General features: G+C 69.6%; 11 protein-coding genes. 5 read left to right on the forward strand and 6 right to left on the reverse strand.

The features are described from left to right. Positions 1 to 112 precede the first annotated feature (112 nt). Positions 113 to 889: a phytanoyl-CoA dioxygenase family protein gene (locus ACZ69M_RS09755; RefSeq protein ID WP_470048253.1), complete on the forward strand. Its 777-nt coding sequence runs from the start codon at positions 113 to 115 to the stop codon at positions 887 to 889. Positions 890 to 917: 28 nt separating this feature from the next. Here ACZ69M_RS09755 and ACZ69M_RS09760 read toward each other — a convergent pair whose 3' ends face one another. After that, positions 918 to 2,633 carry a glycoside hydrolase family 6 protein gene (locus tag ACZ69M_RS09760; RefSeq protein WP_470048255.1) on the reverse strand — a complete coding sequence of 572 codons (1,716 nt, stop codon included), beginning with the start codon at positions 2,631 to 2,633 and terminating at the stop codon, positions 918 to 920. 123 nt (positions 2,634 to 2,756) lie between these two features. Further along, positions 2,757 to 4,223, reverse strand: coding sequence for a cellulase family glycosylhydrolase (locus ACZ69M_RS09765; protein WP_470048257.1), 1,467 nt, complete (start codon positions 4,221 to 4,223; stop codon positions 2,757 to 2,759). Between the two features lie 256 nt (positions 4,224 to 4,479). Between ACZ69M_RS09765 and ACZ69M_RS09770 the strand changes: the two genes are divergently transcribed. Both ACZ69M_RS09770 and ACZ69M_RS09775 read left to right on the forward strand, forming a co-directional pair. Continuing rightward, positions 4,480 to 7,401 (forward strand): glycoside hydrolase family 48 protein, encoded by a 2,922-nt coding sequence (locus tag ACZ69M_RS09770; RefSeq protein WP_470048259.1) that lies wholly within the window; start codon positions 4,480 to 4,482, stop codon positions 7,399 to 7,401. Between the two features lie 235 nt (positions 7,402 to 7,636). Beyond that, a complete protein-coding gene (locus ACZ69M_RS09775) occupies positions 7,637 to 10,291 on the forward strand; it encodes a cellulose binding domain-containing protein (protein ID WP_470048261.1) in 2,655 nt (884 codons plus the stop codon). Positions 10,292 to 10,349: 58 nt separating this feature from the next. On the opposite strand, the gene ACZ69M_RS09780 is transcribed toward ACZ69M_RS09775, so the two are convergent. Both ACZ69M_RS09780 and ACZ69M_RS09785 read right to left on the reverse strand, forming a co-directional pair. Then, entirely contained in the window at positions 10,350 to 12,263 is a 1,914-nt protein-coding gene (locus ACZ69M_RS09780; protein WP_470048263.1) for a rhamnogalacturonan lyase, read from the reverse strand. 98 nt (positions 12,264 to 12,361) lie between these two features. Beyond that, positions 12,362 to 13,306 (reverse strand): helix-turn-helix transcriptional regulator, encoded by a 945-nt coding sequence (locus ACZ69M_RS09785; RefSeq protein WP_470048265.1) that lies wholly within the window; start codon positions 13,304 to 13,306, stop codon positions 12,362 to 12,364. Between the two features lie 40 nt (positions 13,307 to 13,346). On the opposite strand from ACZ69M_RS09785, the gene ACZ69M_RS09790 reads away from it, so the two are divergent. Together ACZ69M_RS09790 and ACZ69M_RS09795 are read left to right on the forward strand one after the other, a co-directional pair. After that, on the forward strand, positions 13,347 to 13,853 hold the full coding sequence (locus ACZ69M_RS09790) for a hypothetical protein (RefSeq protein WP_470048267.1): 507 nt from the start codon (positions 13,347 to 13,349) through the stop codon (positions 13,851 to 13,853). Next, positions 13,850 to 14,320, forward strand: a complete 471-nt coding sequence (locus ACZ69M_RS09795; RefSeq protein ID WP_470048269.1) for a hypothetical protein — start codon at positions 13,850 to 13,852, stop codon at positions 14,318 to 14,320. Before ACZ69M_RS09790 ends, ACZ69M_RS09795 begins: the two co-directional genes overlap by 4 nt. Here the strand turns inward: ACZ69M_RS09795 and ACZ69M_RS09800 are convergent. Beyond that, complete coding sequence (locus ACZ69M_RS09800; protein ID WP_470048271.1) at positions 14,289 to 15,047, reverse strand: class I SAM-dependent methyltransferase; 759 nt, start codon at positions 15,045 to 15,047, stop codon at positions 14,289 to 14,291. The genes ACZ69M_RS09795 and ACZ69M_RS09800 overlap by 32 nt on opposite strands. A gap of 5 nt (positions 15,048 to 15,052) precedes the next feature. Next, on the reverse strand, positions 15,053 to 15,358 hold the full coding sequence (locus tag ACZ69M_RS09805) for a 4a-hydroxytetrahydrobiopterin dehydratase (RefSeq protein WP_099919776.1): 306 nt from the start codon (positions 15,356 to 15,358) through the stop codon (positions 15,053 to 15,055). Positions 15,359 to 15,525: the final 167 nt, after the last annotated feature.

Raw genomic sequence — 15,525 nt, forward strand, 5'->3', positions numbered from 1 at the left:
GCACAGCGTGCTCCTCGGCTCCCGGAAACAGCCAACGATGTTGCGCAAACGGCAAACCCGGCCGCGGAAAAACCTGATGCGTCCGAAACGGTCCGTCCCCGAGCATGACCCCATGGACGACGAGATGGTGGAACGGTTCCTCGAGGACGGGTTCGTGAAGATCGAGGGCGCCTTCCCGCCGCGCGTCGCCGAGAGCTGCGCCCGGCTGCTGTGGAAGGAGACGGGGTACGACCCGGACGACCCCGGCACCTGGAAGGACCCCGTGCACTGGGTGAGCAGCATGGCGCAGGGTCCGTTCGCCGCCGCGGCGAATTCCCCCGCGCTGCACCAGGCCTTCGACCTTCTGGTCGGCGAGAGACGCTGGGAGCCGCGCTACGCGCTGGGCAGCTTCCCGCTGCGGTTCCCGCACACGCAGGAGCCTGACGACGCGGGCTGGCACATCGAAGGGAGCTACCTCCCCGACGGTGAGGCTGAGGCGCTCTATCACTCCAATCTCCGCTCGCGGGGCCGGGCCCTGCTGATGCTCTTCCTGTTCAGCGAGGTGACCGAGGCCGACGCCCCGACCCGTATCAGGGTGGGCTCGCACCTCGATGTGCCGCCGGTCCTGGAGCCGTACGGCGAGGCGGGGGCCTCGTTCCTCGAACTCGGTCCGAAGGTGGCCGCGGCCTCCGCACACCGCCCGCTCGCCCACGCCACCGGCCGCCCCGGCGACGTGTTTCTCTGCCATCCGTTCCTGGTGCACGCGGCGCAGCCGCACCACGGCACGCGCCCGCGTCTCATGGCGCAGCCGCCGCTGTGTCCGGCGGTGCCCTACGAGCTGGAGCGGGCGGACGGCGACTACTCGGCGGTGGAGTTCGCGATCCGCCGGGGGCTGGCCCAGGAGGCCTGACCCCCGGCGGATCACCGGGCCGGGCGCCCTACAGCGGCGGATACGCGTTCGTCATCAGCTGCTGGAACTGCGCCGAGAACCAGTGCCCCGACAGCGGGGCGTTCGGCAGCGCGCCGGACATGTTGTTGTTGTTCCGGGGGTTGCCCGTGTAGGTCGGGTCGCACATCCGGTCGAAGCCCTTGCCCTCGTCGTTGGCGATGGCGGAGCTGGAACCGTCGGACTCGCCCGGGGGCTTCATCCACACATAGGCGTCGATCCCGGTGGCCGGGGAGGCCTGCGGGCGCTCGCCGAGCCCGGCACCGGCCTGGTTGCACCAGTTCCCGACGTGGATACGGCGGTCGTAGCGCCCGCCGTCGACGTAGGTGTCGACGCTGGTCGTCGCGCCGGGGCCGGTGGGCCGGGCGGTGCCGCCCCAGCCGTTCCTGGAGGTGTCGATCAGCATGCCGATGCCGGAGTTGAAGCCGACCGACACGAGCTGGGTGCGGAAGGCCTGGGCGAAGGACAGCTCGTCGACATAGCGGTTCCAGTCGACCCACTTGGACTGGCGGACGGAGGCGCCGTTCACCGAGTCGTTGATGGTGAAGTTGTTCTCCTTCAGGGCGCTGTAGTTCGCCGTGTTGGTGATGAACCCGGCGACGTCGTCGACCGTGGCGCCCTCGCTGGTGGCCGCCTGCTTGAACAGGGTGGCGGACGCTCCGAAGTTGTCGTCCCAGCCGATCCAGCCGTGATGGCCGGCGTCGAGGTAGTTGTAGACGTTCGGGATCGCGCCGAGCTTGGCGAGCGCGTAGCCCACGCCCTTCACGTAGTTGCCGTTGGCGAGCATGGTGTCGCACTGCGGGGTGGCGGTGGCCCGGCTGCCGGTGTTGGTGACGAGGTTCGGCAGCGAGTCGATCTCGAGGGTCGTGACGATCCGCAGCGAGGCGTACTTGCTGTCCGCGAGGATCGCCGCGATCGGGTCGATGAACTGCGTCTTGTACTTGTCGATCTCCGTCGGGCCGAGCTCTCCGTTGGAGGCGAGGGCCGCGCAGTCACGTCCGGGCAGATCGTAGACGACCAGCTGGACGACCTCTTCGCCGCTGCCCTTCTGCGCGAGCGCCGCGTCGAGGTGGGCCCGCAGGCCCATGCTGCCGCTGGCCCCGTTGATCGCGGCGATCCGGTCGAGCCAGACACCGGTGGGCTGGTTGGAGATCCGGCTGCCGCCGGTCTCCGCCGCCGCCTTCGCGGACCACTCCGGGTTCACGTACACCTTGGCACCGGCGTACGGGTTGTCGACTCTCCCGGAGGGGTCACTGCCCCCTCCGCCGCCTCCGCCACCGCTTCCGTCGTCGACGTTGCAGGTCACCCCGTCAAGGGTGAAGGAGGTGGGCAGCGCGTTGGTGCCGCTGTAGGAGGCGTTGAAGCCGAAGCTGACCGAACCGCCGGTGGCCAGCGTCCCGTTGTAGGTCTCGTTGGCCGCGGTGACGGCGGTGCCGCTCTGGCTGATCTTCGCGTTCCAGCCCGAGGTCACCTTCTGGTTCCCGGCGTACGCCCATTTCACCGCCCAGGAGGTCTTGGCGGCGCTGTTGTTGGTGACAGTGACGGCGGCGGTGAAGCCGGTGTCCCACTGGTTCTGCACCTTGTAGTCGACGGTGCAGGGGATGGCGGCGATCCCGGCGGGGTCCGCGGGAACGGCCGCCACGGCGGTTCCCGAGGCGCCGGCGAGCAGGACGAGCGCCCCTAAGAGCGCGGTTTTGGTACGGCTCATGAGTGCGGGTTCCCATCTCTTCTTGTGCGGGTGTCCGTTGACTTCTTGCGCGGGTGCGCGTCTGGTTCCCGCGCGGGTGTACATCTGGTTCCTGCGCGGGCGCGCGTGTGATTCCCGCGCCGGCTATCCGTTGAGGGCGCGCAGATGATCACGCAGCCCGGCTCCGTACGACGTGGGAGTGCCGTCGTAGTCGGAGATCAGGGAGGGACCGGAGGAGCAGTCCCAGGTGTTCCAGGTCCAGCCGAGGTAGGAGAGCCCCCGGTCGTCGAACCACTTCATCGCGGTGTCGACGAAGCCGTGGGAGCAGGTGTTCTCGCCGATCTCCCCCGCCACGAGCGGGACTTGGGCCGCCACCGGGGCGAGCGTCGAGTTCCAGCAGCTCTCACTGGCGCACGTGTTGAAGTTGTAGGTGTGGAAGGCGGCGACGAGGTTGCCCGTCGGATCGCTCGGCTTGTACGTCAGCCACTGGCTCAGGTCGTTGGAGTACGCGAGCCCGCCGGCCAGGATCAGGTTCCTGGCGCCGGTGCCGCGCACCGCGTCGACCAGGTCCTGCATCCCGGCGACCTCGTAACCGATGCCCGGGCAGCTGCCGCCGTCCTTCCAGCAGGCCCACGCCTGGGCGGTCGTGGAGGTCGCGCGGTCCGGGTAGGGCTCGTTGAACAGGTCGAAGGCGACGGCCTGGTCGTCCTTGAACGTACTGGCGACCGAGGACCAGAACGCCGGGCTGTACTGCGCGTCCGGCATCGGCTTCTGGCAGGTGGCGTGCACGTCGGAGCAGCCCGCCGAGTTTCCGGTGTACTGCCCGTAGTTCCAGTGCAGTTCGACGAGCGGGGTCATCCCGTGCGCCTCGACCTTGGCGACCAGGTCCTTGACGGCGGAGATGTAGTTGGCGCCCGCGTACTCCGGTTTGATGTTGGACAGGCCGAGCCAGCACTCCTCGTTGAGCGGAATGCGGACCGTGTTGGCCTTCCAGTCGGCGATCGCCTTGACCGAGGCGTCGTCGACCGGGCCGTCGAAGATGCCGTAACCCTGGACGCACATGAACTCGCCGCCGGAGCGGTTGACGCCGAGCAGCCGCCGCGTCGTGCCGTCGGCGTCGACGAGCTTGTTCCCGGAGACGTGCAGCTCGGGTGCCGTACCGGTCGTGGGCGGCGGATCCGTCGGAGGCGGCTGCGTGTCCACGTTGCACGTGGTCCCGTTGAGCTTGAACGTCGTGGGTACGGCGTTGCTCCCCGACCACGAGGCGAGGAACCCGGCGCTGACACTGGCCCCTGAGCCCAGCGAGCCGTTCCAGCTCTCGTTGGCCGCGGTGACCGTCGTGGCGGACTGGGACCACTTGGCGTTCCAGCCCTGGCCGACCTTCTGACCGTTCGCGAAGTCGAAGGTGAGACTCCAGCCGCTGAGCGCTGCCCTGTTGTTGGTGATCTTCACGGCGCCCTGGAAGCCGGTGTCCCACTGGCTCGTGACGGAGTAGTCCACCGTGCACGCGGGTGTGGCTCCTGAAGCCGTGACGACCGGCGCGATCGCGGTGCCCACGAGGGCCACCGCGGCGCCGACCACTAAAAGTCCTGAACGCGGAGGGTGTCGCATGAGCGACTCCTTGCAGCTCGGGCGCGTCGTGACGGACGCGTCGACTGATGGAACCGCTCCCACTGGTGCGGATGAAGTTAGCGCCAAGTGTCGGTAAAGGACAGAGGCGTCGCACTGTTGATCAATCGAACAATTTCGACTCTTCAAGCACCTTGACCCCTTCGACCCCCCTCTCCAATATGGGAGCGCTCCCACTGGTTCAAGGCTTGTTGCTGCTCCGCCCCCACTTCTCCGAGCCGCAAGGAGGAACCAGGACATGCACCCAAGCTCACGAAGCAGACGCCGGAGGGCCCGGCGGCTGTGGACCGCCGTGGTGGCCGCCCTCGCGCTTCCGCTCACCATGCTCACGAACGGATCGACTCCCGCCCAGGCGGCGGGAGTTCAGTGCAGCGTCGACTACAAGACCAACGACTGGGGCTCCGGCTTCACCGCGGATCTCACGCTCACCAACCGGGGCACGGATCCGGTCAACGGCTGGAACCTGACGTACGACTACGCGGGCAACCAGACGCTGACCAACGGCTGGAACGGGACCTGGTCGCAGGCCGGCAGGACGGTCACCGCGAAGAACGCCTCCTGGAACGGGACGATCGCCGCCGGGGCAGCGGTCTCCACCGGTGCGCAGTTCACCTACAGCGGCACCAACACGGCGCCCACCTCCTTCGCGATCAACGGCACCACCTGCACCGGCGCCCACCAGCCGCCGGTCACCGTGCTGACCAGCCCGGCCGCGGGCGCGGTCTACACGCAGGGCGACGCGATCCCGCTGGCCGCGACCGCGGCGGCCGCCGACAACGCGACGATCGCCAAGGTCGAGTTCTACGACGACACGACCCTGCTGGGCACGGACACCAGCTCCCCCTACACGCTCTCCACCTCCAGTTTGACCGTGGGCAGTCATTCACTGGTGGCCAAGGCGTACGACAGCCTGGGCGCCTCCGCGGCGTCCACGCCGGTCGGCATCACGGTCGCCTCGGGTCCCGCCGTGGTGGCCTCGCCGACCCAACTCGGGGTCCAGCAGGGCAAGTCGGGAACGTTCGCCGTGCAGCTTTCGAAACAGCCGGCCGCGAACGTGACGGTGACGACCGCCCGTACGGACGGCAATACGGGGCTGTCCGTGACCGGCGGCGCCTCGCTCACCTTCACCCCGGCCAACTGGAGCACGGCGCAGAACGTCACCCTCACCGCCGACGCCTCCGGCACCGGCGCCGCGACCTTCACGGCCTCGGCGACCGGGTACGCCAAGGCGACGGTCACCGTGACGGAGCTGGCCGCGTCGAAGGCGTACGACGCGCGTTTCCTGGACCTCTACGGCAGGATCACCAACCCGGCGAACGGCTACTTCTCGCCCGAGGGCATCCCGTACCACTCGGTGGAGACGCTGATCGTCGAGGCGCCGGACCAGGGTCATGAGACGACGTCGGAGGCGTACAGCTATCTGATCTGGCTGCAGGCGATGTACGGGAAGGTCACCGGCGACTGGTCCAAGTTCAACGCCGCGTGGACGACCATGGAGACGTACATGATCCCCACCCACGCCGACCAGCCGACGAACTCCTTCTACAACGCCTCGAAGCCCGCGACCTACGCGCCGGAACTCGACACCCCGAACGAGTACCCGGCCAAGCTCGACACGGGCGTCTCCGTCGGCTCGGACCCGATCGCGGCCGAGCTGAAGAGCGCGTACGGCACGGACGACGTGTACGGCATGCACTGGCTCCAGGACGTCGACAACGTCTACGGCTACGGCAACGAGCCCGGCAAGTGCGAGGCCGGACCGACCGCGACCGGACCGTCGTACATCAACACCTTCCAGCGCGGCGCGCAGGAATCGGTGTGGGAGACCGTGCCGCAGCCGACCTGCGACGCCTTCAAGTACGGCTCCACCAACGGCTACCTGGACCTCTTCACCGGGGACTCCTCGTACGCCAAGCAGTGGAAGTACACCGACGCGCCGGACGCCGACGCGCGGGCCGTGCAGGCCGCCTACTGGGCCGACGTGTGGGCCAAGGCGCAGGGCAAGGGCGGCGAGGTGTCCACGACCGTCGGCAAGGCGGCGAAGATGGGCGACTATCTGCGCTACGCCATGTACGACAAGTACTTCAAGAAGATCGGCAACTGTGTCGGCCCGTCGACCTGTGCGGCCGGCACCGGAAAGGACGCCTCGCACTATCTGCTCTCCTGGTACTACGCCTGGGGCGGCGCGACCGACACCTCGGCGGGCTGGGCCTGGCGCATCGGCTCCAGCCATGTCCACGGCGGCTACCAGAACCCGCTGGCCGCGTACGCGCTCAGCTCGTACGCGGACCTGAAGCCCAAGTCCGCGACGGGGGCCGCCGACTGGCGGACCTCCCTCACCCGCCAGCTGGAGTTCTACCGCTGGCTGCAGTCCAACGAGGGCGCGATCGCGGGCGGCGCGACCAACAGCTGGGCGGGCCGTTACGCGACCCCGCCGGCCGGGACGCCGACCTTCTACGGCATGTACTACGACCAGCAGCCGGTGTACCACGACCCGCCGTCCAACCAGTGGTTCGGCTTCCAGGCCTGGTCCATGGAGCGGGTCGCCGAGTACTACCAGCAGACGGGGAACGCGAGCGCGAAGGCGGTCCTCGACAAGTGGGTGTCCTGGGCGCTGTCCAAGACCACGATCAACCCGGACGGCACCTACCAGATCCCCTCCACGCTCCAGTGGTCCGGCGCGCCCGACACCTGGAACGCGTCAAGTCCCGGCGCCAACACCGGACTTCACGTGACCGTCGCCGACTACACCAACGACGTCGGTGTGGCGGCCGCGTACGCCAAGACCCTGTCGTACTACGCCGCCAAGTCCGGCAACGCCCAGGCGAAGACGACGGCGAAGGCACTCCTCGACGGCATGTGGAGCAACTACCAGGACAGCCTGGGCATCGCCGTCCCGGAGACCCGCGCCGACTACAACCGCTTCGACGACACGGTCTACGTACCGAGCGGCTGGAGCGGCAAGATGCCGAACGGCGACACGATCAACTCCGCCTCGACCTTCACCTCGCTCAGGTCCTTCTACAAGAACGACCCGAACTGGTCGAAGATCGAGGCCTATCTCGCGGGCGGAGCCGCGCCCTCCTTCACGTACCACCGGTTCTGGGCCCAGGCGGACATCGCCATGGCCATGGGCTCGTACGCGGAGCTTCTCGAATAGCCCCCGCCGGGCGCTCCGCGGGTCGGGCGGTACCTGAGCTGCGGGCCGGTTGTGGCTGGTCGCGCGGTTCCCCGCGCCCCTGACGGGCGCGAGGCCCAGGACCGCGCCTCTCCGGGCGCCCGAAGCTCCGCGTGCGTGGTCCCGTCACCTGACGACGGGACCACCTGGCCGGGCGGCCCCCACCCGCACTGGGGGCCGCCCGGTCGTCATGCCCTCCTTCAGAGAGGACCCCACCGTGCGAAGAACCCGCATCCTCACGGCCGTACTGGCCCTCGCCGCAGGCTTACTGGCGGGCAGTCCGCCCGCCCTCGCCGCGAGCACCCCGACAACGACGCTCGCCGCCGACACGTACACCTGGAAGAACGCCCGGATCGACGGCGGCGGCTTCGTCCCCGGCATCGTCTTCAACCGCTCCGAGAAGAACCTCGCCTACGCCCGCACGGACATCGGCGGCGCCTACCGCTGGCAGGAGTCGACGAAGACCTGGACCCCGCTCACGGACTCCATCGGCTGGGACCGGTGGGGCCACACCGGGGTGGTCAGCCTCGCGTCCGACTCCGTCGACCCGAACAAGGTGTACGCGGCGGTCGGCACGTACACGAACAGCTGGGACCCCGGCAACGGTGCCGTACTGCGCTCCGCCGACCGGGGCGCGAGCTGGCAGCGGACGGACCTGCCCTTCAAACTGGGCGGGAACATGCCGGGCCGGGGCATGGGCGAGCGCCTCGCGATCGACCCCAACAAGGACAGCGTGCTGTACCTCGGCGCGCCGAGCGGCAAGGGTCTGTGGCGGTCCACGGACTCGGGTGTCACGTGGTCGCAGGTGACCAGCTTCCCGAACGTCGGCAACTACGTGCAGGACGCGACCGACACGAGCGGCTACGCCAGTGACAACCAGGGCATCGTGTGGGTGACCTTCGACGAGTCCACGGGCACCTCCACCAGCGCCACGCAGACGATCTACGTCGGGGTCGCCGACAAGGACAACGCGGTCTACCGCTCGACGGACGGCGGCACGACCTGGTCACGGCTCGCCGGGCAGCCCACCGGCTACCTCGCCCACAAGGGCGTCCTCGACGCCACGAACGGCTACCTCTACCTCGCCTACAGCGACAAGGGCGGCCCGTACGACGGCGGCAAGGGCCAGCTGTGGCGGTACGCGACCAGGACCGGGACCTGGACGAACATCAGTCCGGTCGCGGAGGCCGACACCTACTACGGATTCAGCGGACTGACCGTCGACCGTCAGCATCCGGGCACGGTGATGACCACGGCGTACAGCTCGTGGTGGCCGGACACCCAGATCTTCCGGTCCACCGACAGCGGCGGTACCTGGACGAAGGCCTGGGACTACACCTCGTATCCGAACCGCTCGAACCGCTACACGATGGACGTGTCGTCCGTGCCCTGGCTGACCTTCAACGCGAACCCGTCACCCCCCGAGCAGTCCCCCAAACTCGGCTGGATGACCGAGGGTCTGGAGATCGACCCGTTCAACTCCGCCCGGATGATGTACGGAACGGGCGCGACGATCTACGGCACCGAGAACCTCACGAACTGGGACAGCAACAGCCAGTTCACCATTCGGCCCATGGTCCAGGGCCTGGAGGAGACGGCCGTCGACGACCTGGCCTCTCCGCCCTCCGGGGCCTCCCTCCTCAGCGCCCTCGGTGACATCGGCGGCTTCCGGCACACGGACCTCACCAAGGTGCCGTCGATGATGTACACCTCGCCGAACTTCACCACGACGACGAGCCTCGACTACGCCGAGACCAGCCCGAACACCGTGGTGCGCGTCGGCAACCTCGACTCGGGCCCGCACATCACCTTCTCCACGGACAACGGCGCCAACTGGTTCGCGGGCACGGACCCTTCGGGCGTCAGCGGCGGCGGTACGGTCGCGGCGGCATCCGACGGCAGCCGTTTCGTGTGGAGCCCGGTGGGCGCGGGCGTGCAGTACGCGACCGGCTTCGGTACGTCGTGGTCGGCGTCGGCCGGGATCCCGTCCGGCGCGATCGTGGAGTCGGACCGGGTCGACCCGAAGACCTTCTACGGGTTCAAGTCCGGCAAGTTCTACGTCAGTTCGGACGGCGGTGCCACCTTCACCGCCTCCGTCGCCGGCGGCCTGCCGAGCGGTGACAGCGTGCGCTTCAAGGCGCTGCCCGGCACGAAGGGCGACGTGTGGCTGGCCGGCGGCGCGAGCGACGGCGCGTACGGGCTGTGGCACTCCACGGACGGCGGCGCGAGCTTCACCAAGCTGTCGAACGTCGACCAGGCCGACACCATCGGCTTCGGCAAGGCGGCGACCGGCGCCTCGTACCAGACGCTCTACACCAGCGCGAAGATCGGCGGGGTGCGGGGCATCTTCCGCTCGACGGACAAGGGCGCGAGCTGGACCCGCATCAACGACGACGCCCACCAGTGGGGTTGGACGGGCGGCGCGATCACGGGAGACCCGCGGATCTACGGACGCGTGTACATCGCGACCAACGGGCGCGGAATCATCTACGGCGACAGCTCCGACACCGGTGGCGGGGGTGGCGGCACGGATCCGACGCCCCCGCCGACGGGCGCCTGCGCGGTGAGCTACAAGATCACCAACCAGTGGTCGGGCGGCTTCCAGGCCGACGTGGCGCTCACCAACACCGGCACCACCGCCTGGAGCGGCTGGTCCCTCTCCTGGGCCTTCGCGGACGGACAGAAGATCACCCAGGCCTGGAACGCCGACGCCACCCAGTCGGGCACGACGGTCACGGCGAAGAACCTGGCCTGGAACGCGAACGTGGCAACGGGCTCGTCGGTGAGCTTCGGCTTCACGGCCGGCTGGACGGGCGTGAACTCCACACCCACAACCTTCAAGCTGGGAGATCAGGCCTGCTCGGTGAGCTGATCCGAGAGGGTGGGGCGCGCGCCGACCTCGGCACGCGCCCCTTCTCTCTGCTGCGGACCTACGGCGTGTAGACCGTCGGTCGGGGCGGCGTCGGCATCCCGTCGCCGAGGAAGAAGCTCGGGTGCGGGGGTTGGTTGTACGCCGTGTTCTGCCAGGCCAGGGCGGTGCGGTACTGGGTGTCGTGGAGGAGGGTGGTGATCCTTGTGGTCGTCTCGTACGGGGTGGAGTAGATCCTGAGGGCCGTGTTGTCGGTCGTCGGCCAGACGACCTCCTCCCGCCAGTCTCCGAGAATGTCGCCGGACAGTGACGGAGTCGCCTTCGTGCTGTTGTTGGAGTGGACGCCCGAGCCGGTCAGCAGACGGGTGTCGGACGCGGTGCCGTACTTGTCGATGTGGGTGTCGTCGAGGAGTTCGCGGACGGGGTCGCCGTCCCACCAGGACAGGAAGTTGATGCTGCCCGGCTTGCGGGTCGCCACCACCGTGCCCTGCGGGTTGCGGACGCCGTCGGCGTGCGAGGACCAGGACTCGGCGCCCGCGCTGCCCGCCCAGATGTCACCGGAGACGCCTCGGCCGTTGTCGCCGTTGGCCGCCGTGGACCAGAGGATCGCGCCCGTCTTCGCGTCCGCCATCCAGGACGCCGGTTTCGAGGAGTCCTCGTCGACCTTGAACTCCTCCAGGCCGGGGCGGGACGGGTCGAGGTCGCCGACGTGCATGGCGTCCCCGTGCCCGTTCTTAGTGGTCCACAGGCCGTTGCCGTTGTCGTCCACGGCCATCGAGCCGTACACGATCTCGTCCTTGCCGTCCCCGTCGACGTCCGCGACCGACAACTGGTGGTTGCCCTGACCGTCGTATCCCTTGCCGCTGTTGGTCGAGGAGTTGGTGTCGAAGGTCCAGCGCCGGGTGAAGGCGCCGCCCCGCCAGTCCCAGGCGGCGATGACGGTACGGGTGTAGTAGCCGCGCGCCATGATGAGGGAGGGCCGGGAGCCGTCCAAGTAGGCCGTTCCCGCGAGGAATCGGTCGACCCGGTTGCCGTACGAGTCGCCCCAGGAGGAGACCGTGCCGCGCGCCGGGACGTAGTCGACGGTGCCCATGGCGGCGCCCGTCTGCCCGTTGAACATGGTCAGGTACTCGGGCCCGGACAGCACGTATCCGCTGGAGTTCCGGTAGTCGGCGGAGGAACTGCCGATCACCGCGCCCCGGCCGTCCGTCGTCCCGTCCGCCGTCTTCATGGCGACCTCGGCCTTGCCGTCGCCGTCGTAGTCGTACACCTGGAACTGTGTGTAGTGCGCGCCCGAGCGGATGTTCCGGCCCAGGTCGATGCGCCACAGACGGGTGCCGTCGAGCTTGATGCCGTCGATGACGGTGTTGCCGGTGTAGCCGGACTGGGAGTTGTCCTTGGCGTTGGTGGGCTGCCACTTGAGGACGAAGTCGAGCTGGCCGTCCCCGTCGAGGTCGCCGACGGAGGCGTCGTTGGCCTCGTAGGTGTAGGCGACTCCGTCGGGAGTAGTGCCGCCCGCGGGCGGGGTGAGGGGCACGTCCTTGTATCCGGTGCGGAACTGGACGGCGTGGACGGAGTCGGCCTGCTCGACGCCGTTCACGATCGCGCGCACCGTGTAGTCGGCCTGGGCGGGCGCGCCCGAGTGGAAGTAGTTCGTGGAGCCGGTGATCGGCGTCGGGTTGACCAACGTACCGGCCCGGTAGACGTTGAACGACACGTCGTTCGGGTCGGTGCCGAGCCAGCGCCAGCTGACCAGGTTGCCGCTGTCGGTGTGGACACTGACGACGCCCCGGTCGAGGGCCTCCACCATGGGGGTCCCCCCTGTTCGAGCGAAGCCGAGAACTTGGGGGAGGGCGGTGGCCGCCTGCGCCGTGCCGGTGCCGAGGGCGGTGAGCCCGGCGGCGATCAGGGCGGCCGTGGCCACCAGGGCCGAGCCGATGGCGCGTCTGCGGTGCTGCCTGTGCGGGTGCTGCACGATGGTTACCTCCTGGGAGGACAGACTGCTTCTGTTCCCTCAGTTGCCGCCGTGCGCAGGGGAGTTGCCGCCTTGGGGCGTCTGTGTGCGGGCGCTCACTACGCGTACAGGCGGGCCAGTGCCGCCACCGTGCGCGCGATACGCTCCCGCAGTTCGGCGGGCTCCAGGACCTCGATGACCGCGCCCCGTCCGAGGAATGCGTCGTGGGCCTGGTCGATGGACTCGATGGGGACGATGGCGCGCGTCCAACCATCCTTGTCCACACGACCGTTGACCTCGACCGCCCGGGCCGCCGGGCCGGTGAGAACGGTTCCCGGCGCGATCCGGATCACGGCCTCGGCGCCGTGCAGCCGGTCGTGGAACTCCTGCTGGTACGCCGTCCAGTACGCGGCCAGGTCGAATGTCTCCGGGCGGCTGAACTCCTCGTCGGTGGAGGTGAGTTCGATGATCTGGTCGACGCGGAACGTACGCGGCCCTGGGCCCGCGACGACGTACCAGCGGCCCGCCTTCAGGACCAGGCCGTACGGTTCCAGGCGGCGCCGCACATCGGTGGGCTCGCGCCAGCGGCGGTACAGGACGTGCAGCACCCGCGCGTTCCACACGGCGTCGGCGACGGCGGGGAGGTACGGGGTGTCGTCGGTGTCCGCGTACCAGCCGGGGGCGTCCAGGTGGAAGCGGCCGCTGATCCGGTCGGCGTGCGCGCGCAGGTCGCGCGGGAGGGCGGCGCGCACCTTCAGCTGGGCGGCGGCCAGGACCGGGCCGAGGCCCAGCTCGGCGGCGGGGCCGGGGACGCCGGCGAGGAAGAGGGCCTCGGCCTCTCCCTCCGTGAGGCCGGTGAGACGGGTGCGGTAGCCGTCGAGGAGGCGGTAGCCGCCGGCGTGCCCCGCGTCGCCGTACAGCGGGACGCCCGCCGCGCTCAGTGCCTCGACGTCCCGGTAGACCGTGCGCACCGAGACGTCCAGTTCCTCGGCGAGGTCGGCGGCGGTCATCCGGCCGCGGGTCTGGAGCAGCAGGAGGATCGAGACGAGTCGGCTGGACTTCACTGACACAGGATGTCAGTGAAGTCGGCCTAGCGTGCGCGTCATGGCTTCCACGACCTTGCCGAACGCCTCGGACTTCCGGGAGAAACTGCTGACCGTGCCGCCGCCCATCGAGGTGGCGGGGCGACGGATCAAGCGCTACCACGTCACCGCGGACCCGGCCGGTATCGCACCCGACGTCGAGGCGGCGGCGTACGCGATGCTGCCGAAGCTGCTGCCGGAGCCCGACGGCACACCGCCCGCGACCTTCGTCGTACTGCACCGGGGCGGCGATGACGGCGCCTACCTCAACGCGTACAGCTGGGTGTGGGACAACGTCCTGCACTTCCGCGGCGCGTCGGCGGGCCAGCCGGTCCTTGGCTGCCCGGACCGGGACCCCACGCACTTCATCACACCCGACGTCCCCTGGATCGGCTGCGTCTGGGAGCTGCCGCCGATCCTGCACGAACGCGATGCCTGGGTGCGGCACATGCTCGCGCCCGACGCCCCCGACCTCGACGCCTACCTCGCCGACTCCCTCCCCGAGGGCACGACTGGAGACCGCTCATGAGCAGCCCGCACGACTTCGACTTCTTCCACGGTGAGTGGGACGTCCACCACCGGCGTCTGACCGACTTCCTCGACCCCGAGAGCGGCTGGGAGGAGTTCGGGGCCACGAGCCGCTGCTGGAGCCTGTTCGAGGGGGCCGCGAACATCGACGAGATGACGGTGCCCGGTCAGGGCTGGCAGGGGCTCACCCTGCGGCTCTTCGACCCGGCGGCGCGGGTGTGGTCGCTGAACTGGTCGTCGAGCCGCAGCGGGAAGCTGTTTGCGCCGGTGGTGGGGCGGTTCGGGTCCGACGGGCGCGGTGAGTTCCACGGCGACGACACGCACGACGGGAAGGACGTGCGGGTGCGGTTCGTGTGGTCGGGAATCTCCCCGACCACGGCCCGCTGGGAACAGGCCTTCTCCGTGGACGGGGAGAAGACGTGGGTGACCAACTGGGTCATGGAGTTCGCGCGGCGGGGATCTTCCTGAACGCGCGGAGGGTGAACTGCGGGTCGGGGCGCGGGACTTCCTGATCGGGCAGCCCTTCGAGCAGCGTGACGAATCGCTCGGCCAGCGGGTCGTCCGCGGCGATCTGGGTGAACCAGCCGCGGCGCAGGTCCGCCACCGTGCTGCGCGGGCTGCGGCCCTGGCCGTGGCCCCGGAAACGGGCCCGGCCGGCCGGGGTGAGGCCGTGCTCGACGGCGTACGCCTCGACGTCCTCGGTGCCGTCCTGGGCGGGGCGGCGCGGGCGGGAGGCGAGTACGGCGTCGATGTCGCTGCCCACGTCGTGTGCGGCGGCCTTGTCGACGGTGGTGACGTACACCCCGCCCGGGCGCAGGACCCGCGCGCACTCGGCGACGATGGCGCGGACGTCCTCGGCGCCGTCGACCAGATGGAGCAGCCAGACGCTGGTGACGGCGTCGAACGAGGCGTCGGGGAAGGGCAGTCGACGGCTGTCGGCGTGGACCACCGAGCCCGGGAGCCGTGCCGCCGCCATCCGGGCCATGCCCTGCGCGGCGTCCGCGCCCGTCACCCGGAGCGCCGGGCGGGCGGCGGCGAGGCGACGCGTGACGATTCCGGTGCCGCAGGCGACGTCGAGCAGGGCCTGTACGCCGTCGGGGACGAGGCCGAGTACGGCGTCCGCGGCAGCCGCCGCTCTGGGCTCACCGCCCCTGCTGGCGTCGTATGCGTCGGCTTCTTTGTCGTAGTCCAGCATGTGGATCAGTGTGCGCCATGTCCCGGAGCGAGTGCCTCCACCCTGCGGGCGAGCTTGAGGTCGAGCTCGGTGACGGCGCCGCCGACGCTGTGGGTGTTCACGGTGAGGGAGATCGTGTTGTAGCCGAGGGTGAGGTCGGAGTGGTGGTCGAGCTCCTCCTGCACCTGGGCGATGTGTACGACCATCGCGGTCGCGGCGAAGTGGGAGGGGAGGCGGTAGGAGCGGGCGAGGTGGTCGCCGTCCAGCGACCAGCCGGGCAGCTCCGCGAGCTGATCCTCGATCTCCTTCTGCGACAGGGGTTCGACGGGCATGGCCTCGCTCCGTTCTTCTTGCGGTGGGGTGCGGTGGGGACTGTTCCTCAGCCTGCCACAGTCCCCCGACCAGGGCTCTCCGGCGCCCCGGCCCCATCTCCGGGGGCTTCGCCCGAAAGTCCCGGCCGTCCGGCGTTCGAGGGCCAGGTCCAGGCTCCATCCACGGC

The sequence above is a fragment of the Streptomyces sp. NPDC107454 genome (assembly GCF_055582885.1).

Excerpts from the sequence above, each read along its gene's own strand:
- ACZ69M_RS09765 (WP_470048257.1), bottom strand. The coding sequence starts at position 4,223 with ATGCGACACCCTCCGCGTTCAGGACTTTTAGTGGTCGGCGCCGCGGTG.
- ACZ69M_RS09755 (WP_470048253.1), top strand. The coding sequence starts at position 113 with ATGGACGACGAGATGGTGGAACGGTTCCTCGAGGACGGGTTCGTGAAG.
- ACZ69M_RS09760 (WP_470048255.1), bottom strand. The coding sequence starts at position 2,633 with ATGAGCCGTACCAAAACCGCGCTCTTAGGGGCGCTCGTCCTGCTCGCC.
- ACZ69M_RS09795 (WP_470048269.1), top strand. The coding sequence starts at position 13,850 with ATGAGCAGCCCGCACGACTTCGACTTCTTCCACGGTGAGTGGGACGTC.
- ACZ69M_RS09770 (WP_470048259.1), top strand. The coding sequence starts at position 4,480 with ATGCACCCAAGCTCACGAAGCAGACGCCGGAGGGCCCGGCGGCTGTGG.
- ACZ69M_RS09805 (WP_099919776.1), bottom strand. The coding sequence starts at position 15,358 with ATGCCCGTCGAACCCCTGTCGCAGAAGGAGATCGAGGATCAGCTCGCG.
- ACZ69M_RS09790 (WP_470048267.1), top strand. The coding sequence starts at position 13,347 with ATGGCTTCCACGACCTTGCCGAACGCCTCGGACTTCCGGGAGAAACTG.
- ACZ69M_RS09800 (WP_470048271.1), bottom strand. The coding sequence starts at position 15,047 with ATGCTGGACTACGACAAAGAAGCCGACGCATACGACGCCAGCAGGGGC.